The sequence below is a fragment of the Paraburkholderia sp. JHI869 genome (assembly GCF_038900775.1).
GTDB lineage: Bacteria > Pseudomonadota > Gammaproteobacteria > Burkholderiales > Burkholderiaceae > Paraburkholderia.
This window is the reverse complement of record NZ_JAYMSC010000032.1, coordinates 1-22,753: the sequence shown is the minus strand read 5'-3', so window position 1 is coordinate 22,753 and position 22,753 is coordinate 1. Positions and strand designations below refer to the sequence as shown.

Here is a 22,753-nt window from a genome sequence, read left to right as displayed (position 1 = left end):
CGCGGCGCCCGTGCTACGTCGCGCAAACCAGACCGAAAATTAAACGCCCAGCAGGTCGTGCAGCACCGGCATCTTTCCTTCGAGTTCGGCCGTGCCGAAGTGCTCGACGATGCGCCCGTGCTCCATCACGTAAAAGCGGTCCGCAAGCGGCGCCGCGAAACGGAAGTTCTGCTCGACCATCACGATCGTGTAGCCGCGCGACTTCAGGGTGAGGATCATGCGCGCGAGCGTTTGCACGATCACCGGCGCAAGACCTTCAGATATCTCGTCGAGCAACAACAGGTTCGCGCCCGTGCGCAGGATGCGCGCCACGGCGAGCATCTGCTGCTCGCCGCCGGAAAGCCGCGTGCCCTGGCTGTTGCGCCGCTCGGCGAGATTGGGAAACATCGCGTAGATCTCGTCGAGCGACATGCCCTCGGCGAGCTTCGCTCCTTTCGTGCCGATATGCGGTGGCAGGAGCAGGTTTTCTTCGCATGAAAGGCTCGAGAAAATGCCGCGCTCCTCGGGGCAATACCCCACGCCGCAATGCGCGATGCGATAGGTGGGCATCTGGATGGTCTCGCGCCCGCCAATGCGGATCGAGCCCGTGCGCCGCCCGGTGAGTCCCATGATGGCGCGCATTGTGGTGGTGCGGCCCGCGCCGTTGCGCCCAAGCAGCGTCACAACCTCGCCGCGCCCAACCGATAGATCCACGCCGTGCAGGATGTGCGACTCGCCGTACCACGCCTGCAGCCCCGCAATCTCCAGCGCCTTCGCGCTTTCGGTCGCGCCTGCGGCCGCGGCCGTCTCGCGTTCGGTCACCGTATTCATGCGTGCGCCCCCGTGAGCGCCGCGTCCGCGCTGCCCATATAGGCCTCGGCGACGAGCGGATTCTTCGAGACTTCGGCGTAGCTGCCTTCGGCGAGCACCTCGCCGCGCTGGAGCACCGTGATGGTGTCGGAGATACCCGCAATCACGTTCATGTTGTGCTCGACCATGAGGATCGTGCGCCCGCTCGACACCTTCTTGATGAGCGCGGTCACGCGGTCCACGTCTTCGTGGCCCATGCCCTGGGTCGGTTCGTCGAGCAGCATCAGCTCGGGCTCCATCGCGAGCGTCGTCGCGATTTCCAGCGCGCGCTTGCGGCCATAGGCCAGCTCGACCGTGGGCACATCGGCGAAGTCGGTAAGGCCTACTTGTGTGAGCAGATCCATCGCGCGGTCGTTGAGCTCCGCGAGCGTGCGTTCGCTCTTCCAGAAGTGATAGGCGGTGCCGAGCTGGCGCTGAAGGCCAACGCGCACGTTCTGGAGCGCCGTGAGGTGGGGAAACACGGCCGAAATCTGAAACGAGCGGATGATGCCGCGGCGCGCGATCTGCGCGGGCCGCTCATGCGTGATGTCGATGCCGTTGAAAACGATGCGCCCCGCGCTCGGCACGAGGAATTTGGTGAGCAGATTGAAGCAGGTGGTCTTGCCTGCGCCGTTCGGTCCGATCAGCGCATGGATCGAGCCGCGGCACACGCGCAGGTTCACGCCGTTCACGGCCGTGAAGCCCTTGAACTGTTTCGTGAGGTCGCGCGTTTCCAGAATCGTGTCGCCGAGAATCATGTCCCCTTCCGAGCGTGGTAAGGCGTAACACTTCAGACCGTCCGTGACTCGTGGTGCACGGTGAGGTCCGGCGCGGACGTGGCGGCGCGCCTCCCGATGCGCGCAACGCGCGCCTGCCGACTTCGCGTCATTGTCTCGCCATTGATGCAGCGCAATCATTGGGATTTGCACTTAAGGGAGCGCCACAAGGACGGCGATCATTGCAATCGATGTTTAACGACAGTTAGACGGATGATACTCACACGTTAGTCGCACGATCGTCACAGATCGGCATCTGGCAGACGGACAAAAACACGCGCGCGGAAGCGCTTCCGCGCGCGTCCCATATCGTCATCAAAACGACGCAATCTTGCGCGTCGCTCCATGCCCTCAGGCAGTCGTCAGCGTCGCTCCGGCGGCGGCCTCCGTTTGTGCGCGCGCACCCTCGCGACGGTCGGCGCGCAGCATTTCGGCGGCGCGCTCCGCGATCATCAGCGTCGGCGAATTGGTGTTGCCCGAGGTAATGGTCGGCATGATCGAGGCGTCCACCACGCGCAGGCCCTCCACGCCGCGCACGCGCAGGCGTGCGTCGACCACGGCGTCGGGGTCGTCGGCGCGGCCCATGCGGCACGTGCCGACCGGGTGAAAGATGGTCGTGCCGACGTTGCCCGCCGCCTCACGCAGTTGCTCCTCGGTCTGAAACGCGAGCCCCGGCAGGATCTCGTGCGGCTGGTAACGCGCGAGCGCCGCGGAAGCCGCGATGCGCCGCGTGAGCCGTATCGAGTTGGCGGCCACGCGCAAGTCATGGTCGGTCGACAGATAATTGGGCGCGATCGCGGGCGCCTGCGACGGGTCCGCCGATACAGCGTGGATACTGCCGCGCGACGTAGGCCGCAGGTTGCACACCGAGGCCGTGAACGCGTTGAAGCGATGCAGCGGCTCGCCGAAGCGGTCGAGCGACAGCGGCTGCACGTGATACTGGAGGTCGGGCCGCGTGAGCGCGGGGTCGCTCGGGTCCGATTTCGCGAACGCGCCGAGCTGCGAGGGCGCCATCGACATGGGGCCGCTCTGGAAGAACGCGTACTCCATGCCGATCATCAGCTTGCCCCACCAGTGCGCGGAGGCCGTGTTGAGCGTACGCACGCCGTTCACGCGAAACGCCATGCGCAATTGCAGATGGTCCTGGAGGTTCTCGCCCACGCCGCGCAAATCCTGCACGACGCCGATGCCGAGTTGCGCGAGCCTTCCAGCATCGCCGATGCCGGAAAGCTCGAGCAATTGCGGCGAATTCACGGCGCCGGCGCTCAGGATGACTTCGCAACGCGCCCGCGCGACATAATCCACATCGCCGCGATACTCCACACCGACGCAGCGCTTGCCTTCGAAAATCACGCGCTGCGTGAGCGCGCCGGTGACGACCGTGAGGTTGGGCCGCTTCATCGCCGCGCGCAAGAACGCCTTCGACGCGTTCCAGCGCACGCCGCGCTTCTGGTTCACTTCGAAATAGCCGACGCCGCTGTTGTCGCCGCGATTGAAGTCGTCGGTGGCGGCAATGCCCTGCTCCTGCGCTGCGTGCGCGAACGATTCGAGAATCTGCCACTTGAGGCGCTGCTTCTCCACGCGCCATTGGCCGCCCGCGCCGTGAAACTCGCTCGCGCCGCCGTGATGGTCTTCGCTGCGGCGGAACACGGGCAGCACACTGTCCCACGACCAGGCGGAATCGCCGCTCTCGCGCGCCCAGTTGTCGTAGTCTTCGCGCTGCCCGCGCATGTAGATCATGCCGTTGATCGACGACGAACCGCCCAGCACACGCCCGCGCGGATACGAAAGCGAGCGGCCGTTGAGGCCTTTTTCGGCGGCGGTTTTGTAGAGCCAGTCCGTGCGCGGATTGCCGATGCAATACAGGTAGCCCACGGGAATGTGGATCCAGTGATAGTCGTCCGTCCCGCCCGCCTCGATGAGCAGCACGGAAACATCCGCGTCTTCGGTCAGGCGATTGGCGAGTACGCAGCCCGCGGTGCCTGCGCCAACGATCACATAGTCGAATTCGCCTTCGAGGCGGCGCGAGGACGCGCCGCGTGCTCCTTGAGCTTCACTCGGTGCAGGCATGATGTGTGTCTCCAGCTACGATCGCTACGCCGGGCAGCGTTTAATGATTCGTTATGCTTGATAAGCCGCCCGGCTCCCGCTCAACTACTTGGCCACCGGCATCGTGAACTCCGCGCCCTTGGCGATGCTGTCCGGCCAGCGCTGCATGATGCTCTTGTAGCGCGTGTAGAAGCGCACGCCTTCCTCGCCATAAGCATGGTGATCGCCGAATAGCGAGCGCTTCCAGCCGCCGAACGAGTGCCACGCCATCGGCACCGGAATCGGCACGTTGATCCCCACCATCCCCACCTTGATCTGCCGCGAGAACGCGCGCGCGACGCCGCCGTCCGAGGTGTAGCACGACACGCCGTTGGCGAATTCGTGCGCGTTGATCAACTCGACGGCGCTTGCGAAATCGGGCACGCGCACGACCGAAAGCACCGGTCCGAAGATCTCTTCCTTGTAGATCGTCATGTCGGTCTTCACGTCGTCGAACAGCGTGCCGCCCATGAAGAAGCCGTCCTCATGGCCGTCCACCGTGTGGCCGCGCCCGTCAACGACAAGCTTCGCGCCCGCCGCCACGCCCGCTTCGATATAGCCCTGCACCTTCGCGCGATGCGGGCCCGTGACGAGCGGCCCCATTTCCGAGGCGCCGTCCATGCCGCTGCCGATCTGCAGCGACTTCACGCGCGGCGTGAGGCGCTCGACGAGTTCATCCGCGATATGGCCTACGGCCACCGCAACCGAAATCGCCATGCAGCGCTCGCCGGCCGAGCCGTAAGCCGCACCGATCAACGCATCCACGGCATGGTCGAGATCGGCGTCCGGCATCACGACGAGGTGATTCTTCGCGCCGCCCAGCGCCTGCACGCGCTTGCCGTGCTTCGTGCCTTCCGTGTAGATGTACTCGGCGATCGGCGTCGAACCGACGAACGACAGCGCGGTGACCTCGGGATGGGCGAGCAGCGCGTCCACGGCCACCTTGTCACCGTGCACGACGTTGAACACGCCGTCGGGCAGACCCGCTTGCTTGAGCAGTTCGGCCAGGCGCACCGAAGCGGAAGGATCGCGCTCCGAAGGCTTCAGCACGAAGGTGTTGCCGCATGCGAGCGCGATGGGGAACATCCAGCACGGCACCATCATCGGGAAGTTGAACGGCGTGATGCCCGCCACGACGCCAAGCGGCTGGCGCAGATTCCAGTTGTCGATGCCGCCGCCGATCTGGTCGGTGAAGTCCGTCTTCAGCAGGTTGGGAATGCCGCACGCGAACTCGACCACCTCGATGCCGCGCATCACCTCGCCCTTCGCATCGGAAAATACCTTGCCGTGCTCGCGCGTGATCAGTTCCGCGAGTTCGTCGTGATGCTGGTCGAGCAGGTCCTTGAACTTGAAGAGAATGCGCGCGCGCTTGATGGGCGCCATCTCCGCCCACGCGGGAAACGCCGCCTGCGCGGCGGCGACGGCAGCGTCGACTTCGGCCACCGTGGCGAGCGGCACGCGCGCGCTCACCTTGCCAAACGCGGGATTGAAGACGTCGTCATAACGCTCGCCCGTGCCGGCCAGCGGCTTGCCGTTGACGAAATGCGTCAGCGTGCGTACGCCGGCATCGCTTTGATGTGTCTCGCCCATGTGTGTGCCTCTTCTGTCGTGAAGCCTCGATCCAACTAGCGTAATCGGGACGCCGGGGCGCGATCCAATGATTAATGCTCAACAGCGATATAAGGCGGTTTAATATCAGGATATGGACCTGACCTTGCTACGAGCGTTCGTCACGGTCGCGCGCGAGGGCAACCTCACGCGCGCGGCCACGCATCTGCACCTCACACAGCCGGCCGTGAGCCTGCAGATCAAGCATTTGCAGGAGGCGCTTGGTATCACGCTCTTCACGCGCACCTCGCACGGCCTCGCGCTCACGCGCGACGGCCAGGCGCTGCTGCCGCACGCCGAACGCGCGCTCTCCGCCGCCGGCGACGTGCAGCGCGCCGCTGCTGCGCTGCGCCACGAAGTGCGCGGGCGCTTGCGCATCGGCACGATTCTCGATCCGGCGTTCCTGCGCCTTGGCGGCTTTCTGCGTCAGTTGGTCGAAACCTGGCCGCAGATCGAAACGGCGCTGCGCCACGGCATGTCGGGCTGGGTGCTCGACCAGGTGCGCTCGCGCGAGCTCGACGTGGGCTACTACATCGGCCAGCCCACACCCGACCCCGACACTTTCCACGTCATCACGCTCACGCGCTTTCAGTACCGGGTGCTCGCGCCCGCGGGCTGGAAAGACCGTGTGAAAGATGCGCGGGACTGGCGCGCGCTCGCCGCGCTGCCATGGATCTGGACGCCGCCCGCTTCGGCGCACAATCGCCTGCTCACCACGCTGTTCGACGCTGCGCACGCAAAGCCCATCAAGGTGGCGGAAGTGGACCAGGAGCCGTCGATGCTCGATCTCGTGAAGTCGGGCGTAGGCCTCACGCTGGCGCGCGATTCCACGGCGCTGGCCGAAGCGCACGCGCACGGGCTCACCATCGTCGACGGCGTGACGGTGCCCACCGAACTCACCTTCATCACGCTCGCCGCGCGGCGCGACGAGCCCACCATCGCGGCGGCACTCAAGTCGATCGAAACGCAGTGGGCGATATGAGCCGCACTCATGAAGATGCGCGCGCATCGCTCATGTCTGACGTGAAGGCAGACCTGGTCGTGTAACAGCGCTGTCACACAAGTTTTGATAGATTGGGCATTCGCTCCGCGTTTTCGGCACGCTCAACGGCGTGCTCATCCTGCGCGGCGCGTTTCCAGCCTCTCCCATCGTTCCCCTTGTTCTCTTCGCACGACAGGAGCCTTGCATGGCCCGCAACATCGAAATCAAAGCCCGCGCCCGTCAATTCGACGCCCTGCGCGAGCGCGCTTCCCAGCTCGCATCCGATGCGCCGCTGATCTTTCGCCAGCAGGACTTCTTCTACGATGTGCCGCGCGGCCGCCTGAAGCTGCGCCAATTCGACGACGGCACGCCGCCCGAGCTGATCTTCTACCAGCGCGACGACCGAGACGGCCCGAAGGCCTCGTACTACACGCGCAGCCCCGTCACCAATGCCGAGGCCATGCACTCGCTGCTCGCCACGGCGCTCACCACGCGTGGCATCGTCTCGAAGGAGCGTCATGTGTATCTGGCGGGCCGCACGCGCATCCATCTGGACCGTGTGGATGCCCTGGGCGACTTCGTCGAGCTGGAAGTGGTGCTCGGCCCCGAGGACGACGAGCAAGGCGGCGAAGCCGAAGCGCACGCGGTGTTCGCGAAGCTCGGCGTGGATGAAAGCGATCTCGTCGCAGTGGCTTACGTGGATCTGCTCAATACGGCCAACGCGGCCTGATATCTTCAATCCGCAAGCGGGCCCTTTGCGGCCCGCGTTGGCCCTTCGCTCACGCCGCCGGCGCGCCCGGCTCCAGATGCCCGAGCGGCAGCGGCCCATTACGCTTGAATGTAGTCAGCACGATGTTGGAGCGCACGCTGTCCACGCCGGGCACGCGCATGAGCTTCTTCATGACGAACGTCGAGAGCGCGTTCAGATCGGGCGCGACGATGCGCAGCAAATAGTCGGCGTCTCCCACCACGGCATGGCATTCGAGCACTTCGGGCAGCACGTCGATCTGCTGCTGGAACTGCTCGATGATCGAATCCCCATGATGCTTGAGCTTGAGGCTCGTGAACGCGGTCACGCCCAGCCCGAGTTTTTCGGGCCGCAGCACCACGCGATAGCCGTCGATCACGCCCGACGCCTCGAGGCGCTGCAGCCGCCTGCCGATCTGCGAGGGTGAGAGCGGCACCTGCTCGCCGAGTTGCTGATGCGTGGCGCGGCCGAATCGCTGCAGCACGTCGAGCAGCGCCAGATCGAAATGGTCGAGTTCAAGCATGAATAAAATCCGCATTAATTGACGATGTAGCGCTCAATTATTGCATAGACAGGCCATATCTCATTGAGTACGCGCACATGCCGCGCGCCAATCGCTCTAGACTTGCATAACAGCAAGCCTTTTTAGTGGAGCGTTACGAACATGGCCGCCGCCACCGCGAAACTGCAGGAGCAGTTCGACGCGGGTCTCACCACCCGTCCCGATTTCACCATCGACCAGCCGATCGAGCGCTATAGCGCGGCCGATCACGCCGTCTGGGACCTGCTCTACCGGCGTCAACGCGCCCTGCTCGAAGGCCGCGCCTGCAATGCCTTCATAGAAGGCGCGTTGCGCATCGGCCTGAATGTTTCCCACGTTCCTTCCTTCGAGCAGGTGAGCGAGCGCCTGATGGCGGCGACTGGATGGCGCATCGTGGCCGTGCCGGGCCTCGTGCCCGACCGCATCTTCTTCGAGCACCTCGCGAACCGGCGCTTCCCGGTGACCTGGTGGATGCGCCGTCCCGATCAGCTCGACTATCTGCAGGAGCCCGACTGTTTCCATGACCTGTTCGGCCATGTGCCGCTCCTCACCGACCCCACTTTCGCCGATGCGATTCACGCCTATGGCCGCGCCGCGCTCGCGGTCGAGGAGCGCGCGTTGCCATTGCTCGCGCGGCTCTACTGGTACACGGTGGAGTTCGGTTTGATGCGCGACGCCAGCGCACCCAACGGCGTGAAGATCTACGGCGCCGGCATCGTGTCGAGCAAGGGCGAGACCCTCTACAGCGTGGAAAGCGCCGCGCCGAACCGGCTGGCGTTCGACCTCGACCGCGTGCTGCGCACGCGCTATCGCATCGACACGTTCCAGAAGAGCTACTTCGTGATCGACTCGTTCGCGCAGCTTTTCGAAGCGTTGGGCGCGGGCATCGCTTCGCGCCTGGCCGATCCGGCGCCGATCATCGCAGTGCAGCCTCATGCGGCAGGCGACGTGCTGCACAGCGACACGATCGTCACGCGCGGTACGGGCGAGGGCTGGCTCGATGACGGAGACGTCTGAGCAAATCGTGGCTGAGCGGCGCGGCCGATAGACGCAACACGGGACGCAACGGCGCTTTGCGCCGCAGCACGCGCGCGTTCCTTGACCCGACCGCTCGCACACGTGCCCCATACGTGAAAAAATGGCTGATCGGCTAACGGCGCACGCCAGGCCCCAAGCTCAACACAGGTGCAACGATGATCAACCGACTCACATCCGAAGAGCGCGCATCGCAACTCGCCGACCTGCACGGCTGGCAAGCCGTTGCGGGGCGCGACGCGATCCAGCGCCACTTCCGCTTCGCCGACTTCAACGAAGCCTTCGGCTTCATGACGCGCGTGGCGATCAAGGCGCAGGAAATGAACCATCACCCCGAGTGGTTCAACGTGTACAACCGCGTGGAGATCACGCTGTCCACCCACGAAGCCGACGGCCTCACCTCGCGCGACATCGAACTCGCGCGTTTCATCGATTCGATCGCGCCGGGCCCGCTCAGCGCATAAGCAGCGGTACTAAGCATGGGTACGCTGTGCGCACGGCGAATGGACACCGCGAGCGCACAGCGCGCACGCAGGGTCTCGTGAAAGCATAATGCAGGGTGTCAGACCTTCAAACCTTCAGCTTTGAAGGCTATTCTTGAGGGATACGTAAGACTCCCAGGCAGCGCGGGCAATCGGGTCTAATCGTTCCGGTGATATGACGTTCTGACGCTGTACAATCAGCAGCGCATAAGGCTTGGAGAGCGCACTCGCCTCCTGGCACAACGCGAGTTCATCGCCAATCGAAGGCGAGCGGTTGCGCCAGAAGTTGATCGCGGCTTCGAGCTCGGTAATTGAAATATCGGACATGTGGATCGTGATCGCGCAACCGTCGGGCTGTGCCTCGAGGCCAGCAAGCGACGCTTCGCGAACTGCGTGCCTGAACGCTAAAACCCATTGTACTTGAGCGAATCCCATGCGACTCCTTCTGATCGAAGACGACCGCCCTATCGCACGCGGTATCCAGTCCAGCCTCGAACAAGCCGGCTTCACGGTCGACATGGTCCACGACGGCATCTTCGCCGAACAGGCCCTCACGCAAAATCGCCATGAGCTCGTGATCCTCGATCTCGGGCTGCCGGGCATCGACGGCATGACGCTGCTATCGCGCTTCCGCCAGAGCAACCGGCACACGCCCGTCATCGTGCTCACCGCGCGCGACGAACTGAACGACCGCGTCCAGGGCCTGAATTCGGGCGCCGACGACTACATGCTCAAGCCGTTCGAGCCGGCCGAGCTCGAAGCGCGCATTCGCGCCGTGATGCGCCGCAGCGGCCCGCACGGCGACGTGCCGCGCCCTGAAGTGTCGCTCGGCGGCGTGCGCCTGTCGGGTGTCGATCGCCGCATCTTCAACGACGACAAGCCGCTCGAACTCTCGCCGCGCGAGTTCGCCGTGCTCGAAATGCTGCTGCTGCGTCACGGCCGCGTGGTGAGCAAGGCGCAACTGCAGGATCACCTCACGCATTTCGGCGGCGACCTCGGCGACACCGCGATCGAAGTCTACGTGCACCGCGTGCGCAAGAAGCTCGAGAACTGCCGTGTCGAGATCGTCACGGTGCGCGGTTTCGGCTATCTGCTGCAGGAAATCCGCCAGGCGGCCTGATCCGCCTCGTTTCCTGAGCCAGCCTGCGGCGGCGGAGCATTCCGCCGCCGCTTTTGCTATGTGGCGCTTGATGGCGTCGGCTTCCGGTGTCTCACAGGCACTTCAGCCGCCACGCCCGTGGCCCGCGTACAATGGATCGGTTACTGTGCCGCTAACGCCGACACACCCACGATTCATCATTCGCCCCGAAGCCATCATGTCCTCACCTGCCGCAACGAGCCTGCGGCGCACACTACTACGGCGCCTCGCCGCCCCGCTTTCGCTGCTCGCGCTGATGAGCGGCCTGATCGCCTATTGGCTCGCCTGGCAGTACACGCAGCACGTGGTCGACCGCTCGCTCGCCGACCTCGCCACGGCCATTTCCCGGCAGATCCAGATCGCCGGCGACGATGCCCCCAATACCGTCCCGCCGCTCGCGCAGGCGATGTTTTCCGACCCTGTAGAACACCTCATCTATCGCATCAGTAACGGCGAAACGGAAATCGCGGGCGACCACGACTTGCCGCTGCAGGGCACCAACGTGCGCCGCATGCACTATGCGTACGTGTTCGAGACGATCTACAAGGGCGTGACCGTGCGCGTCGCCCAGGTGCGCGTGCCGCAGACACATGGCAATCCGATCGTCGTGGAAGTCGGCCAGCCCGTGCATCATCGCTTTCGTATCGCGGCCGAATTTCTCGTCGCGATCATGATGCCGTTGCTGCTCCTGCTGCTCGCCGGCTGGGTCATCGTGTGGCGCGTCGTCAACCAGCAGCTCAACCCGCTCACCGCGCTCGCCGACTCGCTCAACCGTCAGACGCACACGTCGCTCGAGCCCGTGGACGAGTCCTACGTGCCCGTGGAGATCCGTCCCCTCACCGGCGCGCTCAACGCGCTGCTCGGCCGTCTGAAGACCGCGCTCGACGCGCAGCGCAAGTTCATCGCCGACGCCGCCCACCAGTTGCGCACGCCGCTGACCGCGGTGAAGCTGCACGCCGAGCAGGCCGTGAACGCGCGCGAGCCGCAGAAGGTCAACGACGCCGTGCGCGAGCTGCGCGCGGCCGCCGACCGCGCGGTGCGTCTCTCGAATCAATTGCTCTCGCTCGCTCGCGCGGAGCCGGGTGAACAGGCCGCGCGTTTCGTCAATATCGACATGGCCGCACTGGCCTTCGAGACCGGCGCCGAGTGGGTGCCGCGCGCGCTGGCGAGCCACGTCGACCTCGGTTTCCAGCGCATCGACGACCCCGAAAACGACACGCCGTTGATGGTGCGCGGCAACCCCGTGCTGCTGCGCGAGGTCATCGCGAACCTGCTCGACAACGCGCTCAAATATTTGCCGCCCGCGCGTCTGGAAGGCGCACGCATCACTGTGACGGTTTCGCAGTCTTCCGCGGAAGGCGTGCCGATGGCCGAGATCATCGTGGAAGACAACGGCAACGGCGTGCCCGCTTCGCAGCAGGCGGATCTCTTCAAACGCTTTTTCCGCGGCGACGGCCAGAGCGAAAGCGGCGTGGATAGCGGCGCGGGCCTGGGCCTTGCGATCGTTCACGACATCATGACGCTGCATCGGGGGAGCGTGCATTACGAAGATGCGCCGGGAGGCGGCGCGCGCTTCATCGTGCGCGTACCGCTCGCGCATCGCGGCGCGCCTGCCGGCAAGGACGTCAAAGACAGCAAGGACACTAACGACAGCAAGCCGGCCACGCCCTTCGAGACCGCCAATCTGCATCCGCTCGAGTCCGGCGAGCCGCCACGCGAGAAGAAGCCTACGCACCAGGCAAGCATCGACCTTTGACGTGACGCTGCAAACGCCACAACAACGACAAGGGCCGCTCATCGAGCGGCCCTTGTGTTTTATGCGGTGCAACGGGTATTGCGGCGCTTACTTCTTCTTTTTGCCCTTGCCCTTCGACGCTTTTGCGCCCTTCGCCGACTTGTCGTCGTCGGGCGGCGCGAGCATCGTCCCGCGGCACTTGCGGGCGCCGCAACGGCATTCGTATTCGCGCTTGAGCTTCTTCGTCTGCTTCGCGTCGATCACGAGGCCGTAGTCGTAGAAGAGCTCCTCGCCTTCGGTGATATCGCGCAGCGCGTGAATAAAGACGTGCCCTTCGATTTCCTCGGCTTCGCAGTTCGGCGCGCACGAATGATTGATCCAGCGCGCGCTGTTGCCCTTCACCTTGCCGTCGATCACGTCGCCGTCGTCGAGCGCGAAATAGAACGTGTGATTCGGTTCGTCAGGATTATGCGGATGACGCCGCAGCGCTTCCTTCCAGGAGATGCGCTCGCCCTTGTATTCGATCAGTCGTTCGCCGGTCGCAATGTGGACCGCCGCAAACACGCCCTTGCCGTGCACGCCCGACTGGCGCACGACGATCCTGCGTTCACTCATTGAATGAATCCTTGTGAAGTACTGGGGGAGACTGTCCCGGTCATGACAGGCGGCGTGCGCGAGTTACCTTCACATCTTCTCACTCGCTGCCTGCGGCTCTCTCATGAAGCCGTGCCTGACGGTCTGCCTGGCCTTGCATCGGCCCTTGCTTCAAACTTCGCGTCCTGCCTCGTCGCGGTCCGGACGCAAACGCGGCGCCGATTGGGCGCCGCGCTCATGCGACGCCCGGCGCGCCACAGACGGCATCGTACACGCTCGCGCCTCTTTCGTTCAACCCATATGCGCCGCGAGAAAGCAGTGCGCGCAGCGTATCAGCGCTGGCCGAGCGTCGTCTCGCCGAACAGCTTCTTCAACTCGCGCGGTTGCGAGCGCCAGTATTGCGGCGGCGCGCTCACGCTCGCGCCCAGTTGCGCCGCGGCGTGCCACGGCCAGCGCGGATCGTAGAGCATCGCGCGCGCCATCGCGATCATGTCGGCTTCACCGTCTTCGACGATCTGGTTGGCTTGCAAGGCGTCGGTGATGAGGCCAACTGCAATCGTCGTCATGCCGGTTTCGGCCTTCACCTTGCGCGCGAACGGCACCTGGTAGCCGGGTTCGAGCGGAATCTTCTGCAGAGGCGACACGCCTCCCGACGACACGTCGATCCAGTCCGCCCCGCGTGCCTTGAGCGCCTGTGCGAAGACGACGGTGTCCTCAGGCGTCCAGCCTCCCTCGACCCAATCGGATGCCGAAACGCGCACGCCGATCGGGCGATCGGCGGGAAATTCGGCGCGCACGGCGTCGAACACTTCGAGCGGAAAGCGCATGCGGTTTTCGCGCGTGCCGCCGTACTCGTCGCTGCGCTGGTTCGCAATCGGCGAGAGAAATTGGTGCAGCAAATAGCCGTGCGCCGCGTGGATTTCGAGGGCGTCGATGCCAAGACGCGCCGCGCGGCGCGCTGTGGCCACGAACGCATCGCGCACGCGATTCAGACCCGCGACGTCGAGCGCGAGCGGCGGTGCCTCGCCCTCCTTGTGTGCAAGCGCCGAAGGCGCGTGCGGCAGCCAACCGCCGTCGGCGACCGAAATCAGTTGGCCTCCCTCCCAGGGCACGTGGCTCGACGCCTTGCGTCCCGCGTGCGAGATCTGCATGGCGATGCGAATGGGCGAATGGCGGCGGATGGCGGCAATCACGGGCACGAGCGCCGCTTCGGTCACGTCGTCCCATAGGCCGAGATCGCCCGGCGTGATTCGGCCGTCGGGCTCGACGGCGGTCGCCTCGATACACAGCATCGCGGCGCCCGAAAGCGCCAGGTGGCCCAGGTGGATCATGTGCCAGTCGTTGGCTTCGCCGCGCTCGGCGGAGTACTGGCACATCGGCGAAACGACGATGCGATTGGCGAGCGTCACGCCACGCAGTTCGAGCGGAGTGAAGAGCTTGCTCATGGGAGGTCCACGGACGGTTGGGAGAAGCGTCCGAGAATAGCACGCGCTTTTTTCGCGCGTTTGGCAGGGCACACAGCGAGGGAATACAGCGCGCGCAACTTGCGCACGCGCGAGGCCGATCAGGGTTGGCGCGCGGCCATGATGGCGTCGACGGCGTCGAGCCATTCGCCGAACATGCGGCTTGCTTGCACTTCGAGCGTCGGCCCGTGGCGCGCGGTGTCGTCGCGCAGCGCATTCACGTCCACACCCGCGCTGGCGATTTCGGCGGCATGACCGATGAGCCAGGGCTCGAAGCGGTCGGCGCGCACCTCGGGATGGCATTGCAGGCCGAGCACGTGGTCGCCCCATGAGAACGCCTGGTTCTCGCACAGCGGCGTGGAAGCGAGACGCGTCGCGCCTTGCGGCAGATCGAAGGTATCGCCATGCCAGTGCAACATGGAACTCGCCGCGCCGTCGAGGTGTTGCAGCGGCGAGGCGCGGCCGGCGTCGGTGAGCGTGAGCGGCGTCCAGCCAATTTCGGGCTGGGGCCCCGCATACACACGCGCACCGAGCACGCGCGCGATGAGCTGTGCGCCGAGACAGATGCCGAGCGTGGGAAGTCCCGCCGCGATGCGCTTTTCGATCATCGCGGCAAGGGGAACGAGCGTGGGATAGCGTGCGTCGTCGCACGCGTTGATCGGGCCGCCGAGCACGACCATGAGCGACGCCGACAAGGGATTGAGGGCGCCGACCCGCGCGAAGCCGACGTCGACATAGCGCACGGGGCGCCCGCGGTCGCCGAGCACGCGCTCGAAGCTGCCGAGGTCCTCGAAATAGACATGGCGCACAGCCAATACTTCGCGATTCATCGGCAAATTCCCGGGTCGGCTGTGGGCGGCATGCACGTTACCGTTTTTGCGCGGCGCATGCGAACGTTTGCGCCTACGGCCGTGACAAAAGCGCCTGCTGCAAATACTTCTGGCAAATACTTGCGAGAACTACACAAACTGCCGCGCACACGTCTAATGCACACAACATCGGCATGATGCCGACGTGGCGATGCTTTGCATTACCGTGTATTACATGCATGACGCACAGGCGTCAACGCGCGCCGCACGCCTTCAGGCGGCGGCGCAGCTTCGACCTTAAACCGCGAAGATCTTCCAGTTTTTCTTCTGGGTCGTCACGTCGGCCTGTTCGTAGACCGAGCAATCGAGACGCAGATCCGTGTCAGCCATGTTGATGTTCAACAGCTGGCAGTGATGCGGCGTCTTCTTCGGGTTCTTGCTCGGCTCGAAATGCGAGCAGGTCAGGCACATGCGGTGCTGCGGGCTGGTTTCCTGCGATTCAAGCAGAAAAACCGTCTTGAGCAGCGTGCGATAAAGCGTGGACTGCTCGTCCGCCTTCAGCGTGCCGACTGCCTTCGAGAGGAAGTCGGGCCACTGCGACGCCTTCTTCGCCGCCGTGCGGCCGCGCGAGGTGAGACGCACCGCGAGTGCGCGGCCGTCGTCGAGTGCGCGACGCTTTTCGACGAGCCCCTTCGTTTCGAGCGTGCTCACCGCATCGCTGGTGGTTGCGGCCGTGAGGGCCGTTTCACGCGCGATCTCGCCGAGGCGCATCGGCCCCTTGCGCTGCATCAGCAGCACGAGAATTTCGCCCTGGGTAGGCGTGAGTCCTGCCCCTTCGGCCCAGTCCCACGCCTGGCTCCGCATAGCCGTGCTAAGTCGCAGCAGGCTATGGGTCACCCGCCCGGCTGCCTGCTCTCCGTATACGCCTTCGCTCATAGTCTTTCGCTGGTTATTGGCAGCTTGCGCTGCATCGTCAGCCGCCGCTTTGACCGACGGCCTGTGGGAACGCTGGCGCCCGGTTGCCCAAGCGCCGCACCATCTCAAAAAATTCCTGCTTCGCGTACGCCATGCGTATGCGTTGCACTGTCATGTTTCTTGCCGCAGGCCCCGGAAACATCCTTCAAGTCCCGTCGCCAGTGCAGCAAACCGACATTCTATGCGAGAGCGGCAAATCGCACAGCTAACTTATCCAACGTGAATTGTGGATAACCCGTTGATAAGCGCGCTATTGCTATGTGGACAGGTTCTTGACCGCTCGCAATCTTCGCCCCGTGACTCATGCAGGTTATCGCGGATTTCTGTCTCAAACGCAACTGGAATCTGCCCGATTGTGGCTAACCAATCATTACGTAGTCCATTGAGTTTGCTGGGAAATCGAAGGTTACCCACAGTGGTGCGGGGCCATTTGTCCATGAATATGGACCATGCCGGGACCCAGGTCAAAAAAAATAAGAACCCCCAGGTACCTCAAAGCTGGCAAAAAAAATTTCATCCGCCTCGAAAAATGTTGCGCCAAGACCCGCGCGAGCCGCTTTTTGGCTCGCTAGCCGCCCGTTTTCCGGCCCCCGAAAGCACCAAGGGCAGCCCGAAAGCTGCCCTTGCATCCTGCTTTTGCCGGCGCGTGGCGCGCTTCTGACACCTCTGGCACCCCGCGAAAATCGGTCAGTGGTCCTCTGCGTCGGCCGGCTCCGCCTTTCGATTCCCGTCAGGCACGCCAGCGCAGGCACTGCTGCCGCACGGCTTCGTGCAGCGATTTTTCCTCGGCCACCACGCTGCGCAGCCACGTGGCGTCGTTGTTCTGCGCGCGGGCGATCGTGCCGATTTCGGTCAGCGCACGCGTCGAGCCGAGCACCTCGCCGTGCGGCGCGATGCGATCCAGCGTTTCGAGGATGTCTTCGGAAATCGTGCGTCGCTCGCCCGTTTGCGGATTCACGCAGGTGCCCGCGAGGCCGAAGCGGCACGCCTGGAAGCGGTTGAACGTGTACACGAGGTAGTCGTCCTCGAGCGGGGCGATCGGCCGGTCGGTGAGCAGATGGCGCGCGAGCGTCTGGATGTAGCAGGCGATCGCGGCGGCGCGCTCGACCGAAAGCGGCGTATCCATCACGCGCACCTCGATCGTGCCGAAACCGGGCTTCGGGCGGATGTCCCAGTAGAAGTCTTTCATGCTGTTGACAACGCCCGTGTGCACCATCTTCGAGAAGTACTCCTTGAATTCCTCCCAGCTCAGCACGAACGGCGCGCGGCCAGACAGCGGGAACGCGAACACGGAATTCAGTCGTGCCGAATGAAATCCGGTGTCCACGCCCTGCACATAGGGCGACGACGCCGAGAGCGCGATGAAATGCGGGATGAAGCGCGAAAGGGAGTGCAGCAGGAAGAGCGCGCTGTCCGCATCCGGGCAGCCGATATGCACGTGCTGGCCGAACACCGTGAATTGCTTCGCGAGGTAGCCGTACAGCTCGGAAAGATACTGAAAGCGCGGCGTATCGACGATGCGCCGGTCGCTCCATTGCTGGAACGCGTGCGTCCCGCCGCCGCACAGGCCGACATTGAGACGATCGGCCGCGGTGACGAGCACATCGCGAATCTTGCGCAGATCGGCCACGGCCTGCTCGTGATTCGTGCAGATGCCGGTAGAGAGTTCGATCATGCTTTCGGTGATTTCGGGCGTGATGTTGCCCGGAATCTCCTGATCTTTGACGAGGCGCATGAGGTCGCTACCCGCCTTGGTCAGATCGTAGTCGTGCGTGTTGACGATCTGCATTTCGAGTTCGATGCCGAACGTGAACGGCTTCGAATCGACAAACGTTTCGAGTGACATAGCGTTTCCTGTCAGGGCATCGCGCGCAAGCCGTCAATAGCCGCGCGCAACGCGAGATTCATTTTTCGCCGCGTTCGCCGACGAGCGCAAGCGCGCGATAGACCAGCCAGGGTCCGAAGAGCTGGAGCACGACGATCGAGCAAAGGATGATCGCGCGCAGGCGCGGATCGAACGTCGGATAGAGCTCGTAGGTGTCTTCGACGAGCAGCAGCGCAAGCGCCGACATCGGCGTCAAGGCGATGCCGAGCGCCACACCCTGCTTCCAGTGCAGCCCGCTCGGTTTGGCGAACATCAGCACGCCGACGAGCTTGGCCACGAGGCGCGCGACGATCAGCCCCGCCGCCGCCACGCCGCCCACGAGAATGTCGTGCCACTCGAACGTGGTGAGCGTGAGCACGAACAGAATCACCGTCAGCAGCCATCCGGCCGTACCGAAATGCTGCGGCCACAACTGCGGACGCGGCTCCAGATTCTTCACGATGATGCCCGCGGCGAGCAGGCTCAGGATCGTCGAAAGCTTGAGCAGGTGCGCAACGGCGATCGCCAGCAACACGAGGCCGAAGAGAGCGACGAACGAGTGCTCGTCTTGCGGGCTGAGGCGCCGGTAAAACAGCGTGCACGCGCGGGCGAGCACGAACGCGAGAATCAGCGAGCCGATCAGCAGATAGAGCGGCTGCAGGATCGTCGCAAACACGTTGCCGTACATTTCCTGATGCAGCCAGGTCGAGGCGAGCTTTTCCACGACCACCGCATACATGCTGTTGAGCGCCGTAAGCGTGAGCAGGCGCTGCGTGACCTGGCCTTCCGCGCGCAACTCGGTCTTGAGCTGGATCACCATGGCAGGCGACGTCGCCATGGCGATGGCGGAGACGACGAGCGCGATCATCGTCGGCACGGAAAGGAACAGCAGCACCGCGAGCACGAGCACGAAGGTGAGCGAGGACTCGGCGAGACTCGACAGAATGAGCCAGGGATTGCGGCGGATCCAGCGCAGGTCGAGCCGGCTGCCCAGCTCGAACAGCAGCAGGCCGAGCGCGACGTCGAGCAGCGGCCGCGCGGCCGTGCCAACATCGGCGTCGATCACGCCAAAACCGGCCGATCCGGCAATGAGCCCGATCACGCCGTAGCCCGAGATCCGCGGCAAGCGCCACGCCCGATAGCAAAGCTCACCGCACAAACCGGCGGCGAGCAGCGCGAGCCCGGCCCAGAAAATACCGTCGAGCTGCAACGGCCAGGCGGGAAAAAATGAAAACGCCGACTTCATCGTGGTGGCTTCTCCTTGGCAACGACATCTTGCGTGGGATCGAATCCGGCTGTCCGACGTTAGATCGACATACGACTGGCTAACTGGCAAGCCGCGTGCCGCGCGAGGCGAACGACACCTCTACTCTCCGTCTGGTGCCTGCTTGCCCGGCGCCGCGCGCGTCGCGCCAACCGATTCAGCCGGCAGGTTCAACGATCTGACGGGACGGCGAGCTGGCGCGAATTAGCGCTTCCTGCGGCGAGTGCGGGCAAACAGTGCGGCAAACGCTACACAAAACGGCGCGGCAAAGCATGACGCCGGCACATGACGGTGCGGCGAACAGCCGGTACGGGCGCCTTGCGTGTGGTGTGGCTGCGCCCGCGTTGGATGAACGAACGCTGCTGTCTACCCTGAGGACTCAGATTCAGGAAGAGGGGCAACCGTTCCTTGGATGCGTCGACCGTCTGATGCGGCATTTGACGCGGAAAGAACGGCGATTGTGCCATAGCTTTTTTGCAATTGTCCCCCGCTCTTCGAAAGCATCGACAAAGACGGTAATAGCGTCCTCATTGTGCGCTTTTGACGACGTATGCGGAAAAAATGACCGCATTGGCCCGCGGCTTTCGTCAGGGGTTTTCAGGCTCTCGTCGGGTCGTGCTTGCCGGTGGCGATGGCGTTAGCTTCGGGTTTACGGTTTACCTTATGTATACGTAGTAGAAGTTAACAAAGGCCTGGGTTTCCTGTGGATAACCGGGGTTTACCGAAGGAAATCCGCGACTTGGCGCTCGCACAACCGCGCGCAAAGTGTGTGCGGTCTGCGAGCACTTCGAAGAACAACTTTTTGGCCTGGAACGGGGCATGTTGAGTTACCCCGTTTACGTCCACACCGGTTCCACACTCGATTCGCTGGCAATTCGCGCGGTTATCCACAGATTTGAGTGGATAACCTGGCCGCTTCTTTTGCGTGCGCCGTGCTCAAAGACAGCGCTGGCGCAAGGCGCGCTGGAGCAAGCGTGCCGGATCCAGCTGCTCGGCGAGTTCCCGCTCCAGCGGCCACGGCTCGCCTTCCAGTTGCGACGCGATCAGCTCCGCCCCCAGCCCCGCCCACACGAGCCCGCGCGAACCGAACGCATAGGCCCCGTAGAGACCGCTTGCGCGCGGCAGGTCGAGCGGCCATGCGCCGGCGAGCCGCTGCGCGTCGCGGCGGGCGGCGTCTTCGTCGGCGAGCGGGCCGATCATCGGCATGCGGTCACTGGTGACGCAGCGGAATGCCACGCGGCCCGCGAAGTCGCGTTCGCCTTGGGCTGCCGCAAGCTCCGGCAGCATTTGCGCGACGCGGTCGATATTCTCGGTGTGGCCTGCGGCGCGCAGCGCGTCGTCGTCGTCGTCGACTTCGTAGGTGGCGCCCGCGAGCGTCACGCCGCCGTCGAGCGGCACCGCATAGCCTTCGCCGATCACGGGTACGCGCAGGTTCGCGAGCGGGCTCGGGTCGACGAGCGTGAGCTGACCGCGCACGATGCGCGTGGGCGCATGCGCGAGTGCGGCGGCGCGCGAGGCGTCCTGAGCGTTGGCGAAGATCACCGCGGCCGCTTGGGCGACGAGCTGTCCGGCGTCGTCGAACACCTGCCATTCACCGGCTTCCTGGCCAGCCGCGCGCGCAATGTGACCGATACGCACACCGAAACGTGTCTCGACCTGTGCGTGAGGCAACGCGGCGGCGAAGGTGCATTGCGCCCGGCAAAGCGATGCGGGGTCGATCGCGCCGCCCTGCGGATAGAACCATCCGCCCTGATTGAGCGCGACGCCGGCCAGCGTCTGCGCCTGCTCGCGCGTGACGGCGCTCACGAATTCTTCGGGATAGCCGAACGATTCCAGCGCGGCGGCGACGGCGCGCGATTCGTCGTCGGTGGCGAGATGGAGCAGGCCGGCGTGCGAGCGCCTGGGTGCATGGCCCGCCGCTTCGAGCGCGGCCCAGCGACGCAGCGCGTACAAAAACCCCGCGCGCGTGATGCGCGATGCGCTGCTGTCGTCGCGGGAAATCAGCGGATGAAATACGCCGGCCGGATTGCCGGATGCTTCGAGCGCGGGCGCGGCGTTGCGTTCGATGAGCGTCACGCGCCAGCCGCGCACGGCCAGGCGTTCGACGAGCGCACAACCGGCGAGTCCCGCTCCCACGACCACGGCGTGCCGCTCGCGCAGCGCAAGCGGCAGCGGCGGCTCGTAGCGGCGCACGCGCCAGCGCGGCGCGAAACGACCGGCGAGCATCGCCCACTTGCCGTTGAAGCCTTCCACCTTGCGGTACTCGAAGCCGCTTTGCTCCAACGCGCGCTTCACGTCGCCCGAACTGCTCCAGGTCGCGAAGGTGGCGTCCTCGCCCGCGATGCGCGCAAGCGCCTTGAAAATGGCCGGCGACCAGAGCTCGGGATTCTTCGCCGGGGCGAATCCGTCGAGGTAGATCGCATCGGCGCGCATCCACATTTTGGGAAATACCTCGAGCGCGTCGCCGAAAACGAGCGTGAGCGTGACGCGTCCGCCTTCGAATTCCAGGCGGTGCGTGCCCGGCACGAGCATCGGCCAGGCGTTTACCAGTTCGCGCGCGAGCGGCGCTTCGCGTGCGTGCGCAACGACTGCGTCGAGCGCGCTCTTCAGGTCGTTGCGCGCGAACGGATGTTTTTCCACCGAAACGAAATGCAGACGTTCGCAACGCGCTGGGTCGTCGCGCCACGCCGACCACGTGGCGAGAAAGTTCACGCCCATGCCGAAGCCGGTTTCGACCACGGTGAAGATCCGCCGGTTTTGCCAGCGCTGCGGCAACGCGTTGCCCTTCAGAAAGACGGCTTGGGCCTGTGCGAATGCGCCCGCAGTGCTGTGATAAACGTCGCCATAGATGGGCGAAAACGGCGTGCCGTCTTCCCGAAAAGCGAGCGTGGCGGGTGTCAGGGTGGCGGTCATGAGGAACGCGAAGCCAGAGGTGAAGGAGAAACAAGCAGCCAGCGAAGCTCGAAAAAGCGCGTGGCGAAGCCCGATCGCATCGCCGCAAACGCTTGCCAGGCCAGCGTTTGCGCGCATGCTGCGTTGGCGCGGCGCAACGCGTGCGGCGGGAAAAACGCCGCAGTCGAGGGGATTTGCCGGGGTGGACACCCCAAAAAGGTCTGCAAGCGCCAAAAAACCCGCATTTCCCGCGCGAAATCTTCGAAACCCTTGTCGTTATTGGGTTTGCGCTGCGCTATCATAGCAAGCGCCGCCCAGGGAAGCGGCAGCACGGACGTTGCGGCATACGACACACGCTAGTCGCCGCAACGCGAAAAACGCCGGGGTGCTCCGGGTCCGTCGCTGCTCGACGGCGCGGCACGCGTCCGTATAATCGGCGCGTTCGCGCTGTTCGTGTCAACCTAAACACAGAAAGGAACTTCTCAATGAATAAACAGGAACTGATCGACGCCGTCGCAGCACAGACGGGCGCTAGCAAGGCACAAACCGGCGAGACGCTGGACACGCTCCTCGAAGTGGTCAAGAAGGCTGTGTCGAAGGGTGACGCGGTTCAGCTGATCGGCTTCGGCAGCTTCGGTTCGGGCAAGCGCGCAGCCCGCACGGGTCGCAACCCGAAGACCGGCGAAACCATCAAGATTCCCGCTGCCAAGACCGTCAAGTTCACGGCTGGCAAGGCGTTCAAGGACGCCGTCAACAAGCGCTAAGGCATTGCCGCTTTAAGTTGACACCCGCCCCTGGCGGGTTTTTTTTGTGCGCCGAGCATGCGCAACAGCTTGGGGGTGAGAGTCCCCTGCCCAGCCAGATGGGGCGAAGGGCTAGTGAAACGCAAGGGCGTCGTCGCGAGGCGGGGTCTGAAGGAAGCGTGTAGCAA

Annotated in this window: 20 protein-coding genes and 2 pseudogenes; 8 read left to right on the top strand and 14 right to left on the bottom strand. The window is 64.5% G+C overall.

Annotated elements, in window-relative coordinates; all coding sequences use genetic code 11:
* Positions 1-39: 39 nt before the first annotated feature.
* From VSR72_RS35470 to VSR72_RS35455, 4 genes are all read right to left on the bottom strand, one after another.
* Positions 40-810 (bottom strand): ABC transporter ATP-binding protein, encoded by a 771-nt coding sequence (locus VSR72_RS35470; protein WP_342956904.1) that lies wholly within the window; start codon positions 808-810, stop codon positions 40-42.
* Positions 807-1,586, bottom strand: a complete 780-nt coding sequence (locus VSR72_RS35465; protein WP_342956903.1) for an ABC transporter ATP-binding protein — start codon at positions 1,584-1,586, stop codon at positions 807-809. The genes VSR72_RS35470 and VSR72_RS35465 overlap by 4 nt, the downstream gene beginning before the upstream one ends.
* Before the next feature lie 369 nt (positions 1,587-1,955).
* Positions 1,956-3,674 (bottom strand): GMC family oxidoreductase N-terminal domain-containing protein, encoded by a 1,719-nt coding sequence (locus VSR72_RS35460; protein ID WP_342956902.1) that lies wholly within the window; start codon positions 3,672-3,674, stop codon positions 1,956-1,958.
* 84 nt (positions 3,675-3,758) lie between these two features.
* Complete coding sequence (locus tag VSR72_RS35455; protein ID WP_342956901.1) at positions 3,759-5,282, bottom strand: CoA-acylating methylmalonate-semialdehyde dehydrogenase; 1,524 nt, start codon at positions 5,280-5,282, stop codon at positions 3,759-3,761.
* Positions 5,283-5,394: 112 nt separating this feature from the next.
* Here VSR72_RS35455 and VSR72_RS35450 point away from each other — a divergent pair, with 112 nt between their 5' ends.
* Both VSR72_RS35450 and VSR72_RS35445 read left to right on the top strand, forming a co-directional pair.
* The gene (locus tag VSR72_RS35450; protein ID WP_342956900.1) at positions 5,395-6,282 is read left to right on the top strand and encodes a LysR family transcriptional regulator; all 888 of its coding nucleotides are present in this window, start codon (positions 5,395-5,397) and stop codon (positions 6,280-6,282) included.
* A 205-nt stretch (positions 6,283-6,487) separates the two neighbouring features.
* Positions 6,488-7,012 (top strand): class IV adenylate cyclase, encoded by a 525-nt coding sequence (locus VSR72_RS35445; RefSeq protein ID WP_342956899.1) that lies wholly within the window; start codon positions 6,488-6,490, stop codon positions 7,010-7,012.
* Positions 7,013-7,061: 49 nt separating this feature from the next.
* Here VSR72_RS35445 and VSR72_RS35440 read toward each other — a convergent pair whose 3' ends face one another.
* The gene (locus VSR72_RS35440; RefSeq protein ID WP_028203286.1) at positions 7,062-7,553 is read right to left on the bottom strand and encodes an Lrp/AsnC family transcriptional regulator; all 492 of its coding nucleotides are present in this window, start codon (positions 7,551-7,553) and stop codon (positions 7,062-7,064) included.
* Positions 7,554-7,694: 141 nt separating this feature from the next.
* Between VSR72_RS35440 and phhA the strand changes: the two genes are divergently transcribed.
* A complete protein-coding gene (phhA, locus tag VSR72_RS35435) occupies positions 7,695-8,588 on the top strand; it encodes a phenylalanine 4-monooxygenase (RefSeq protein ID WP_342956898.1) in 894 nt (297 codons plus the stop codon).
* A 173-nt stretch (positions 8,589-8,761) separates the two neighbouring features.
* Positions 8,762-9,070: pseudogene (locus VSR72_RS35430) on the top strand (4a-hydroxytetrahydrobiopterin dehydratase); the annotation flags it as partial.
* Between the two features lie 114 nt (positions 9,071-9,184).
* Here the strand turns inward: VSR72_RS35430 and VSR72_RS35425 are convergent.
* The gene (locus tag VSR72_RS35425) at positions 9,185-9,415 is read right to left on the bottom strand and encodes a DUF3717 domain-containing protein (RefSeq protein WP_342956959.1); all 231 of its coding nucleotides are present in this window, start codon (positions 9,413-9,415) and stop codon (positions 9,185-9,187) included.
* Between the two features lie 106 nt (positions 9,416-9,521).
* Here VSR72_RS35425 and VSR72_RS35420 point away from each other — a divergent pair, with 106 nt between their 5' ends.
* Positions 9,522-10,208 (top strand): response regulator transcription factor, encoded by a 687-nt coding sequence (locus tag VSR72_RS35420; RefSeq protein ID WP_027815974.1) that lies wholly within the window; start codon positions 9,522-9,524, stop codon positions 10,206-10,208.
* 196 nt (positions 10,209-10,404) lie between these two features.
* Positions 10,405-11,820: pseudogene (locus VSR72_RS35415) on the top strand (sensor histidine kinase N-terminal domain-containing protein); the annotation flags it as partial.
* A gap of 249 nt (positions 11,821-12,069) precedes the next feature.
* On the opposite strand, the gene VSR72_RS35410 reads toward VSR72_RS35415, so the two are convergent.
* From VSR72_RS35410 to VSR72_RS35395, 4 genes are all read right to left on the bottom strand, one after another.
* Positions 12,070-12,576 carry an SET domain-containing protein-lysine N-methyltransferase gene (locus VSR72_RS35410; RefSeq protein ID WP_342956897.1) on the bottom strand — a complete coding sequence of 169 codons (507 nt, stop codon included), beginning with the start codon at positions 12,574-12,576 and terminating at the stop codon, positions 12,070-12,072.
* Between the two features lie 311 nt (positions 12,577-12,887).
* Positions 12,888-14,000 carry an NADH:flavin oxidoreductase/NADH oxidase gene (locus VSR72_RS35405; protein WP_342956896.1) on the bottom strand — a complete coding sequence of 371 codons (1,113 nt, stop codon included), beginning with the start codon at positions 13,998-14,000 and terminating at the stop codon, positions 12,888-12,890.
* 119 nt (positions 14,001-14,119) lie between these two features.
* Positions 14,120-14,848: a glutamine amidotransferase gene (locus VSR72_RS35400; RefSeq protein ID WP_342956895.1), complete on the bottom strand. Its 729-nt coding sequence runs from the start codon at positions 14,846-14,848 to the stop codon at positions 14,120-14,122.
* A gap of 276 nt (positions 14,849-15,124) precedes the next feature.
* Positions 15,125-15,763, bottom strand: a complete 639-nt coding sequence (locus VSR72_RS35395; RefSeq protein WP_324146771.1) for a MarR family winged helix-turn-helix transcriptional regulator — start codon at positions 15,761-15,763, stop codon at positions 15,125-15,127.
* A gap of 475 nt (positions 15,764-16,238) precedes the next feature.
* On the opposite strand from VSR72_RS35395, the gene VSR72_RS35390 reads away from it, so the two are divergent.
* Positions 16,239-16,463 carry a hypothetical protein gene (locus tag VSR72_RS35390; RefSeq protein WP_342956894.1) on the top strand — a complete coding sequence of 75 codons (225 nt, stop codon included), beginning with the start codon at positions 16,239-16,241 and terminating at the stop codon, positions 16,461-16,463.
* 69 nt (positions 16,464-16,532) lie between these two features.
* On the opposite strand, the gene VSR72_RS35385 is transcribed toward VSR72_RS35390, so the two are convergent.
* The 4 genes from VSR72_RS35385 to VSR72_RS35370 form a co-directional block, all read right to left on the bottom strand.
* On the bottom strand, positions 16,533-17,648 hold the full coding sequence (locus tag VSR72_RS35385; protein ID WP_342956893.1) for a YbdK family carboxylate-amine ligase: 1,116 nt from the start codon (positions 17,646-17,648) through the stop codon (positions 16,533-16,535).
* A 58-nt stretch (positions 17,649-17,706) separates the two neighbouring features.
* Entirely contained in the window at positions 17,707-18,912 is a 1,206-nt protein-coding gene (locus VSR72_RS35380) for a cation:proton antiporter (protein ID WP_342956892.1), read from the bottom strand.
* A 954-nt stretch (positions 18,913-19,866) separates the two neighbouring features.
* Positions 19,867-21,843, bottom strand: coding sequence for a bifunctional tRNA (5-methylaminomethyl-2-thiouridine)(34)-methyltransferase MnmD/FAD-dependent 5-carboxymethylaminomethyl-2-thiouridine(34) oxidoreductase MnmC (mnmC, locus tag VSR72_RS35375; protein ID WP_342956891.1), 1,977 nt, complete (start codon positions 21,841-21,843; stop codon positions 19,867-19,869).
* On the bottom strand, positions 21,840-22,124 hold the full coding sequence (locus tag VSR72_RS35370) for a hypothetical protein (protein ID WP_342956890.1): 285 nt from the start codon (positions 22,122-22,124) through the stop codon (positions 21,840-21,842). The genes mnmC and VSR72_RS35370 overlap by 4 nt, the downstream gene beginning before the upstream one ends.
* Positions 22,125-22,307: 183 nt before the next feature.
* Here VSR72_RS35370 and VSR72_RS35365 point away from each other — a divergent pair, with 183 nt between their 5' ends.
* Positions 22,308-22,586 carry an HU family DNA-binding protein gene (locus tag VSR72_RS35365; RefSeq protein ID WP_027815965.1) on the top strand — a complete coding sequence of 93 codons (279 nt, stop codon included), beginning with the start codon at positions 22,308-22,310 and terminating at the stop codon, positions 22,584-22,586.
* The last annotated feature ends 167 nt before the right edge of the window (positions 22,587-22,753 follow it).

What these genes read in the sequence shown, in the direction of transcription:
- VSR72_RS35470 (WP_342956904.1), bottom strand. Translation starts at nt 810, where the DNA reads ATGAATACGGTGACCGAACGCGAGACGGCCGCGGCCGCAGGCGCGACC.
- VSR72_RS35465 (WP_342956903.1), bottom strand. Translation starts at nt 1,586, where the DNA reads ATGATTCTCGGCGACACGATTCTGGAAACGCGCGACCTCACGAAACAG.
- VSR72_RS35460 (WP_342956902.1), bottom strand. Translation starts at nt 3,674, where the DNA reads ATGCCTGCACCGAGTGAAGCTCAAGGAGCACGCGGCGCGTCCTCGCGC.
- VSR72_RS35455 (WP_342956901.1), bottom strand. Translation starts at nt 5,282, where the DNA reads ATGGGCGAGACACATCAAAGCGATGCCGGCGTACGCACGCTGACGCAT.
- VSR72_RS35450 (WP_342956900.1), top strand. Translation starts at nt 5,395, where the DNA reads ATGGACCTGACCTTGCTACGAGCGTTCGTCACGGTCGCGCGCGAGGGC.
- VSR72_RS35445 (WP_342956899.1), top strand. Translation starts at nt 6,488, where the DNA reads ATGGCCCGCAACATCGAAATCAAAGCCCGCGCCCGTCAATTCGACGCC.
- VSR72_RS35440 (WP_028203286.1), bottom strand. Translation starts at nt 7,553, where the DNA reads ATGCTTGAACTCGACCATTTCGATCTGGCGCTGCTCGACGTGCTGCAG.
- phhA (WP_342956898.1), top strand. Translation starts at nt 7,695, where the DNA reads ATGGCCGCCGCCACCGCGAAACTGCAGGAGCAGTTCGACGCGGGTCTC.
- VSR72_RS35425 (WP_342956959.1), bottom strand. Translation starts at nt 9,415, where the DNA reads ATGTCCGATATTTCAATTACCGAGCTCGAAGCCGCGATCAACTTCTGG.
- VSR72_RS35420 (WP_027815974.1), top strand. Translation starts at nt 9,522, where the DNA reads ATGCGACTCCTTCTGATCGAAGACGACCGCCCTATCGCACGCGGTATC.
- VSR72_RS35410 (WP_342956897.1), bottom strand. Translation starts at nt 12,576, where the DNA reads ATGAGTGAACGCAGGATCGTCGTGCGCCAGTCGGGCGTGCACGGCAAG.
- VSR72_RS35405 (WP_342956896.1), bottom strand. Translation starts at nt 14,000, where the DNA reads ATGAGCAAGCTCTTCACTCCGCTCGAACTGCGTGGCGTGACGCTCGCC.
- VSR72_RS35400 (WP_342956895.1), bottom strand. Translation starts at nt 14,848, where the DNA reads ATGAATCGCGAAGTATTGGCTGTGCGCCATGTCTATTTCGAGGACCTC.
- VSR72_RS35395 (WP_324146771.1), bottom strand. Translation starts at nt 15,763, where the DNA reads ATGAGCGAAGGCGTATACGGAGAGCAGGCAGCCGGGCGGGTGACCCAT.
- VSR72_RS35390 (WP_342956894.1), top strand. Translation starts at nt 16,239, where the DNA reads ATGAATATGGACCATGCCGGGACCCAGGTCAAAAAAAATAAGAACCCC.
- VSR72_RS35385 (WP_342956893.1), bottom strand. Translation starts at nt 17,648, where the DNA reads ATGTCACTCGAAACGTTTGTCGATTCGAAGCCGTTCACGTTCGGCATC.
- VSR72_RS35380 (WP_342956892.1), bottom strand. Translation starts at nt 18,912, where the DNA reads ATGAAGTCGGCGTTTTCATTTTTTCCCGCCTGGCCGTTGCAGCTCGAC.
- mnmC (WP_342956891.1), bottom strand. Translation starts at nt 21,843, where the DNA reads ATGACCGCCACCCTGACACCCGCCACGCTCGCTTTTCGGGAAGACGGC.
- VSR72_RS35370 (WP_342956890.1), bottom strand. Translation starts at nt 22,124, where the DNA reads ATGATAGCGCAGCGCAAACCCAATAACGACAAGGGTTTCGAAGATTTC.
- VSR72_RS35365 (WP_027815965.1), top strand. Translation starts at nt 22,308, where the DNA reads ATGAATAAACAGGAACTGATCGACGCCGTCGCAGCACAGACGGGCGCT.